8 protein-coding genes are annotated in these 7,095 nt (G+C 34.7%); 1 reads left to right on the forward strand and 7 read right to left on the reverse strand.

Features of this window, described 5'->3' with window-relative positions; translation table 11 throughout:
* The first annotated feature begins 265 nt into the window (after positions 1–265).
* On the forward strand, positions 266–1,279 hold the full coding sequence (locus ACG94X_RS16155; RefSeq protein WP_419384715.1) for an alpha/beta hydrolase: 1,014 nt from the start codon (positions 266–268) through the stop codon (positions 1,277–1,279).
* 57 nt (positions 1,280–1,336) lie between these two features.
* Here ACG94X_RS16155 and ACG94X_RS16160 read toward each other — a convergent pair whose 3' ends face one another.
* From ACG94X_RS16160 to ACG94X_RS16190, 7 genes are all read right to left on the reverse strand, one after another.
* Entirely contained in the window at positions 1,337–1,813 is a 477-nt protein-coding gene (locus ACG94X_RS16160; RefSeq protein ID WP_419384716.1) for a DUF2569 domain-containing protein, read from the reverse strand.
* Between the two features lie 77 nt (positions 1,814–1,890).
* Positions 1,891–3,093 (reverse strand): MFS transporter, encoded by a 1,203-nt coding sequence (locus tag ACG94X_RS16165; protein ID WP_419384717.1) that lies wholly within the window; start codon positions 3,091–3,093, stop codon positions 1,891–1,893.
* Between the two features lie 106 nt (positions 3,094–3,199).
* The gene (locus tag ACG94X_RS16170) at positions 3,200–3,631 is read right to left on the reverse strand and encodes an NUDIX hydrolase (protein ID WP_419384718.1); all 432 of its coding nucleotides are present in this window, start codon (positions 3,629–3,631) and stop codon (positions 3,200–3,202) included.
* A 103-nt stretch (positions 3,632–3,734) separates the two neighbouring features.
* Positions 3,735–4,130, reverse strand: coding sequence for a tautomerase family protein (locus tag ACG94X_RS16175; RefSeq protein ID WP_419384719.1), 396 nt, complete (start codon positions 4,128–4,130; stop codon positions 3,735–3,737).
* A 170-nt stretch (positions 4,131–4,300) separates the two neighbouring features.
* Positions 4,301–5,473 carry a PQQ-dependent sugar dehydrogenase gene (locus ACG94X_RS16180; RefSeq protein WP_419384720.1) on the reverse strand — a complete coding sequence of 391 codons (1,173 nt, stop codon included), beginning with the start codon at positions 5,471–5,473 and terminating at the stop codon, positions 4,301–4,303.
* Between the two features lie 212 nt (positions 5,474–5,685).
* Positions 5,686–6,249 (reverse strand): DUF4256 domain-containing protein, encoded by a 564-nt coding sequence (locus ACG94X_RS16185; RefSeq protein ID WP_419384721.1) that lies wholly within the window; start codon positions 6,247–6,249, stop codon positions 5,686–5,688.
* 82 nt (positions 6,250–6,331) lie between these two features.
* Positions 6,332–6,889: a protein DA1 gene (locus tag ACG94X_RS16190; RefSeq protein WP_419384722.1), complete on the reverse strand. Its 558-nt coding sequence runs from the start codon at positions 6,887–6,889 to the stop codon at positions 6,332–6,334.
* Between the last annotated feature and the right edge of the window lie 206 nt (positions 6,890–7,095).

Below are 7,095 nucleotides of genomic sequence, written 5' to 3' on the forward strand. Positions count from 1 at the left end.
TGCCGATGACTTAACTAAAATATTTGCTAATCTAACGACTATATATCTAAATATTTTTTTAGCTCAGCCAAAGACAATATTAAATTTTCCATAGAACAAAGCATTTATCCGACAAATAGCGAATATTTAAAATCATTTATAATCAATGACTAATATTTAAAACTTGCTAAAAGCATCAAATTTCAAACATGAATTAAACTTTTTGTACATCATTTTTTCTAGATTTGACCTACTCTTCATCCAAACAAAAAATGAGAGTCACATCATGGTTTTTAAAAAAATTATTACTAGCATATTTGTATTTTTACAAAGTTTTATCACTACTCAAGCTGCAAGAGAAGAAACCTATGCAGAACAAGACAGTTGGAAAAAACTGCAAAATCGAATGCCTGAAAATTATCGTTTAGATTCTAACCATCAACCACAAGAATATTTTTGGCGATGGAAAGAAAATAACATTCATGTCGATTATTATCCTCGTCCAAATTCGACAGCAAAAGTCATTTTACTCCATGGTGTCGGTACCAATGGCCGTCAAATGAGCCTGATTCTCGGTCATCCACTTGCACAAGCTGGTTATGAAACGATAGCTTTGGACTTACCAGGTTATGGCATGAGCCAATATCCATCCAAAAGTAAAATCCGTTATGACGATTGGGTGCAATTGGTTAGTGATTTTGTCGATGCTGAAGCCAAAAAAGATGATCGTCCAATCTTTCTATATGGATTGTCTGCGGGTGGTATGCTAACCATTCATGTTGCGATGCAAAATAAGAATATTAAAGGCGTTATTGGAATGACCTTTTTAGACCAACAACGTATAGATGTTCAAAAAGGTACGATGCGCTTTAGTTCTTTAAGCCCTATTCTACTTTCAGGGATGCAAATTGCCGCAATGACACCTATTGGCAATATTCGACTCCCGATGTCCTTAGTTTCTAAAATGTATGCGCTGACCAATGACAAAGAAGCATTGAAAATTATGCAGCGGGATAGCACATCCGCAGGAAATTCGATGTCAATTCAGTTCTTAAAAAGCTATATGTTCTATAAACCTAAATACGATCTATCTCGTTTTACCCAGTGTCCTGTACTATTAACCCAACCTGCGGAAGATCATTGGACACCTTTAGCGCTGAGCCAACCTGTACTTGATCGTTTGACCGTTGCAAAACAAGTAGTGATGTTGCCGAAAGGTGGACATTATCCTGTGGAAGTTGAAGCTTTAGAACAGTTGAGAAAAAGCAGTATTGCGTTTATTCAGCAATATTCGAAATAAATTTATATCCGTTATTTGTAATCAAATTTTGCAGATAACGGATATCAATGCTTATTGTTATTCAACAAAAGTCTGTTTGACTCGCTTAGAAACCAGCATATACGGAACCCAAATCAGTGCCGAGACTATTGATTTAAAGAAATCTATTCCTGCTTCGGCATCAAATAATGGCTCATTTGGCATCACAATCTTCCCCAATAACGCATCCGTTAATAGAAAGATGATCGTAAAGATCGCAAGCCCAATATAAACTTTTGGAAAAATTCTCTTCTTTGAAAAAAATAAAAAAATTAGCACTAAAGCAACAATAAAAATACCAAAATTAATAATCATTTCCCCAAAAATCAGAGGTGCCCATAGCGGGTGATACAGGGGAGATTCTGACGTAGTTAAAACATCCCAAGCACCCCCCTGAGCAAATTCGCTATACATCGGAATCAACTGAATCAGTAAAAGAATAGGTGATACAACTAGACCTATTCCGACTAAAATCAACCAACCTTTTAATCCTTTTAAATCTCGTTCATTACTCATTTTTTTATCCTTAAGTTCAATCATTATTATTGAATTGTTTTATTTATTATAAAGTCAGAACCCATATTTTTTATTGCTTAATTCATTATTTTCTTCAATCTTAATGCCACAAAAAATCCAATACAAAGTACACAAGTAATGCTAATGGTTAAACCAAACCAACCATAAGCCTCCCAAACCAAGCCGCTACTGCTTCCCAAGAAACTTGAACCTAAGTAATAACTGAATAAATAGAGCGATGAACCCACAGCACGATATTGCAAAGACTGAACAGACACCCAACTGCTCGATGTAGAATGTGCTGCAAAAAAAGAAAAAGTAAAAATCAATAACCCGATCAGAATCACCCAAAGTGATGGAATCAACATGATCCATAAACCGAGAATCATGCTGCAAAACATGGCGATGAGTACCTTTTCACGTCCAAATTTACGACCCCAACTCGCAGCACGAGGTGAGCTATAAATCCCAGACAAATAAGCAACAGAAATTAACCCAATCCAAGTTTGTGAGAGTTCAAATGGTTTTTCTAAAAGGTGATAACTCATGTAATTAAACACAGTCACAAAACAGCCCATGAGAATAAAACCTTCCGCAAATAACAATCTTAATTTAGGATCAGCGAGGTTCTTCTTAAAAGATTCGATAAAACGAGAAAATTGAATGGGATAAGCAGTAAAATGCTTAGAAGCAGGTAAAGCAATATAAAAAGTAATGGCAATGAATAAATTGATAATACCAATAATCATAGTTGCGGTTTGCCATGAAATATAATCGAGCAAAACCCCTGCAATTAAACGTCCACCCATACCACCAATCGCTGTACCTGAAATATACAACCCCATAGCAAAACCGACATCTTTTTGGGCAATTTCTTCACCAATATACGTCATCGCAACTGATGCCACCCCACTGACGGCAAGCCCAATCATCATTCGAGTGGCTAAAAATACTTCCCAATAGGGTAAAAAAGAACTAATTAATAATAAGATAGACGTAGAAAATAGTGAAATCGCCATGATCTGTTTACGACCAAACCGATCTGAAATTAACCCTGCGAATAAAAGCCCTAAAGCCAAAGCAATGGTTGAAAATGACAGCGGAAAACTACTATGCGTAGGCGTAATCTGAAAGAATTTTGCCAAAAAAGGCATCATCGGCTGCACACAATAAAGTGATGAAAATACAGCAAAACCTGCTAAAAAAAGCGAAAATAAAATTGCAATAAAAGGTTTTGTTCCATACTCAATATAGGGTACGGACGCGTATGTTTCAGACATAATCACTCCTTATGTCTAGTGAGTATACGCTTATTTCGCATTGAACCAAAAAGATTACCCCTTACAATGCAGACCTAGTCTCACATTACGATAATTCAATAAAATATTATTTCGCAGAATTAACACCCCCATCACTTTGAATAAACTTTAATAAATCTTGAAATAATGGATGCCATTCATCTGTAGGCAACGATTTTAATGGATGCCAAAAAAACTCAAAAACCAATCCACCATCATCAGCACAGTAATGTCGCCATTGATCTCTAAGCACTTCATTCACCTGACATAAATAAACATACCAATGCGGCCCAACTTGTTGTGGATAATGAATACCCATAAACTTTTGAATAACCGCATTTTCAATTCCAGATTCTTCAAATAATTCACGTAAGGCAGCTGTTTCTAGATGTTCATTTAGCTCTACAGTTCCCTTGACGATTTGAATTCCTGCAAGCTGATGACGAAATACTAAAATTTGTCGTTCATTATTATCCATTCTAAAAATGACAGGCACGACTTTTTTAACTTGAGTTGTCATATGATCCACTTCATTTTATAACCACCTGTTTGTTCAAAACCATTAGCTTGATAAAAAGTAACGTTACATTCAAATTCTGGTAAAGGCGGCGGAAATAATTCCTTTAAACCTGAACATTAAAACCTAAATCCACATCACATGCAGCTTGACCACCACGAATACCCCAATTTTCGGCTGAAATTTCTCTTAAAAGTATTTTGATGTGATCCCGTGGTATACCTAATTTGGCAAGATTATCAACAATTTTTCGATACAAATTTCGCTTCGTATCCAGTGTCCGTCCAATAAAACAGTCGATACTGATTAAGGTAAAAAATTCAGGTTGAGTCTTATCGGGAGGACACGAAAAAAGATGTGGTTCATGCACAAATAAGCGAATAGAACGATCAGATTCAGGAATTTTAAACTCAGTGACAAGTGCTGCATGTACCGCTTCTATTAATGCAATTTCTGTTTCTATAGAATAATGTTGTCGTATTTCAATACTGGCTGCAGGCATACTCTTCTCGATTTTTATGATGATTTTTATGATGATTTTTATGATGATTTTTATGATGATTTTTATGATGATTTTTATTGAAATAACATAATATTATAAAAATTAAAATGATTTTTACTCTATGATTTAATCATCATAAACCACGATATTTACAGTCACTTTGGTTAAGATTATTCAGGCAATAATTTTAATAAACCTGCATTCTCACCATCTTCAAGCACCCAAACACTGCCATTATGCGCCACTTCTAACTCACGAATTCTATTCTTCATTGCTAAGCGCTGTACTTCAATCACAGGCTTATGCTCTGTATCCACCACCACGATGGCTTTTGAAGACAAACCGCCTATTAAAGCTTTTCCTTTCCAATTTGGAAATAATTCATTCTGATAAAAAACCAAACTTGATGGGGAAATGACAGGCGTCCAACTGATTTCAGGTGCTTTAAATTCAGGACGAGTGTCATGATCAGGAATAGATTTCCCCCAATAATGATCACCATTCGAAACTAAAGGATAGCCATAATTTTCACCACGAACGATCAGGTTTAGCTCATCGCCACCTTTCGGCCCCATTTCTACACTCCATAATTTATCCTCACCATCAAAAGCAATACCCAAGGGATTACGATGTCCCAACGACCAAATTTGTTTGGCAATTTCACCTTGGTTGGTAAATGGATTTCCTTCTGCTGGTGTTCCATCATCATTTAATCTTAAAATTTTGCCTAAATTTGACTGCATATCTTGTGCAGGGTCAAATTTTTGCCGCTCACCTGAACTAATCCAAAGTTTACCTGCTCGGTCAAATAAAATTCGATGCGCATAATGACCTTGACCTGAAACTTTGGGAACTTGCTCCCATATTCTTTTTATATTTTGAATACTGGGATTCTTGACAGATAAATCAAGCTCACCTTGCACGACTACTGCGCCATAACCACCTTGACTAGCCTCTGCATAACTCAGATAGATTAACTTATTCTTTTCAAAATCAGGATGTAAGGCAATATCCCCCAAACCACCTTGTCCACCGTATACAACTTTCGGCACACCTAAAATATCAATGACTTGCTTTGTTGAAGGATCAAATAATTTCAGTATACCTTTCTTTTCAGTCACTAATAAACGACCATCAACCAATTGAGCCATTGCCCATGGTTCATTCAATATTGCTACTTTTTCAATTCTATACGCCTGTTTCGTAAATGTAGACGTGTTCGTTTTATTCTCTACTTTTTGAGTTTCTGGAATAGAATCATTATTTTGTGCATTACACGCATTTAAAAATACACCACTCAATATAATAGCGGAAATAGACTTTTGAATTGAATTTGGTATCATTATCACTTCTCACTTTTATTTAAATACTTTATTTCATTGTTAAAAAATAGCATGCAATTCCCCCTCATTGCTGAGTTTAATGAGTAACAAAACATCATTATCTAATGCTAAATGAATAATCAATAGAAAAAATAAACAGATAGAAAAGCCAATATTTGAAAATCTCTTTTATTTTAAAATCTATTTTTAATTATTTATAGGCATTGAAATTGCTAAATATTGATACAAGCTCTGAATCCTCGTGATGCATAATAAGATTGCGCCCCATTATGATAAGTGAAAACTTGACCGTATCTATAATCACAAAATAGTGCACCTCCTTGCTGACGTATCGTATTAGGAGTCATTACCCAACTCGATGTTTTTAAATCAAATTTAAAAATATTCTGTAAATTTCGATATTGTTGTTCCGTTAAAAGCTCAACGCCCATGGCATCCGCCACATCGATCACATTATTAATAGGTTTATTATCTTTACGTGTATCAAAAGCCTCTCGATCATAACAAAGACTACGACGTTCTTTAGGTGACTCATTGCAACAATCGAAGAATGTATAGAACTCACTCATATTGTTGATGGCAATGACATCCGGTTCACCACCTGTACGTTCCATTTCATGAAGTGACCATAATTTTTTAGGATTTTGTCTTAATTTTTGCTCAATTAAAGCCCATTTAAGAAAAGGATGCCGATCTAAATTTTGTTCGAATCGATCTCTTAATATCAACAACAGCTTCTCAGTTTCAATCTGAGATAGTATTTTCGATAATGCCATGATTAATTCTTCATGTATTTTTTAAATAATATAATCTGTATTTATGGCAAAGAATGTTCGATTTTGAATCAATAAAACTATATTAAAGGAAATTTTTAAAATATTGTCGGAAGCCAAGCTTTTGATATTGTTGATAAGCTATTCTTAACTCTTCACCATAAATCGGATCAGGATTACGTAATTCTTTCTGAATGACCTTAGTCATCAATGGATTAGATGAACGCTCACTGATCAATAATGCAACCAATTGACAAAAACCTTCCTCTTTTTCAATAGCACTAAATCTATATTGATGCTGAGAAACCAGTACATGCCCCAATTCATGCCCAAGCACCCAAACCAAATTCGCGGTAGGCATGCCATAAATCACTTTAATTTGTGATTGATCATGCCAAGTATTTGAAAATATGTTAGTTTTAGTTGTGTTTATAGCAATTCCAGCAGCACTATGAAAACCTAAATTTTGCATTTTATCTTGGCTAATTAAACTAACTTGAGTATTGCCACGCTTAAATGAAAAACCTAATTGTTCAATTTGTTGTAAGACCCATAATGCAACTTTTTGCAAATTTTCAGTTGTCACAATAATATGTTGAACACAGTCTGAACATAAAAATCGTCCGTCAGGATACCGAGCCATTTCGCTATTTTTTTGAATCCTATGACAATAATAACAAGGTGTCCGTAGAAAATCATGACTCAACATGTTGAAATTAATCCACTATTTTATTCATTACAATAATATATTAGCTCTTAAATTAACGATTAGCATTTGATTCATCTGATATTTTAAATTAATTTTATTTAAAATAACCAGTGTGCATGAAACTTAAAAAGAGTTTGCTC

Source organism: Acinetobacter psychrotolerans (assembly GCF_048552595.1).
Lineage (GTDB): Bacteria > Pseudomonadota > Gammaproteobacteria > Pseudomonadales > Moraxellaceae > Acinetobacter.

Bases quoted from the DNA above. Each gene is read 5' to 3' on its own strand.
- ACG94X_RS16155 (WP_419384715.1), top strand. From the start codon at position 266: ATGGTTTTTAAAAAAATTATTACTAGCATATTTGTATTTTTACAAAGT.
- ACG94X_RS16160 (WP_419384716.1), bottom strand. From the start codon at position 1,813: ATGAGTAATGAACGAGATTTAAAAGGATTAAAAGGTTGGTTGATTTTA.
- ACG94X_RS16165 (WP_419384717.1), bottom strand. From the start codon at position 3,093: ATGTCTGAAACATACGCGTCCGTACCCTATATTGAGTATGGAACAAAA.
- ACG94X_RS16170 (WP_419384718.1), bottom strand. From the start codon at position 3,631: ATGACAACTCAAGTTAAAAAAGTCGTGCCTGTCATTTTTAGAATGGAT.
- ACG94X_RS16175 (WP_419384719.1), bottom strand. From the start codon at position 4,130: ATGCCTGCAGCCAGTATTGAAATACGACAACATTATTCTATAGAAACA.
- ACG94X_RS16180 (WP_419384720.1), bottom strand. From the start codon at position 5,473: ATGATACCAAATTCAATTCAAAAGTCTATTTCCGCTATTATATTGAGT.
- ACG94X_RS16185 (WP_419384721.1), bottom strand. From the start codon at position 6,249: ATGGCATTATCGAAAATACTATCTCAGATTGAAACTGAGAAGCTGTTG.
- ACG94X_RS16190 (WP_419384722.1), bottom strand. From the start codon at position 6,889: ATGGCTCGGTATCCTGACGGACGATTTTTATGTTCAGACTGTGTTCAA.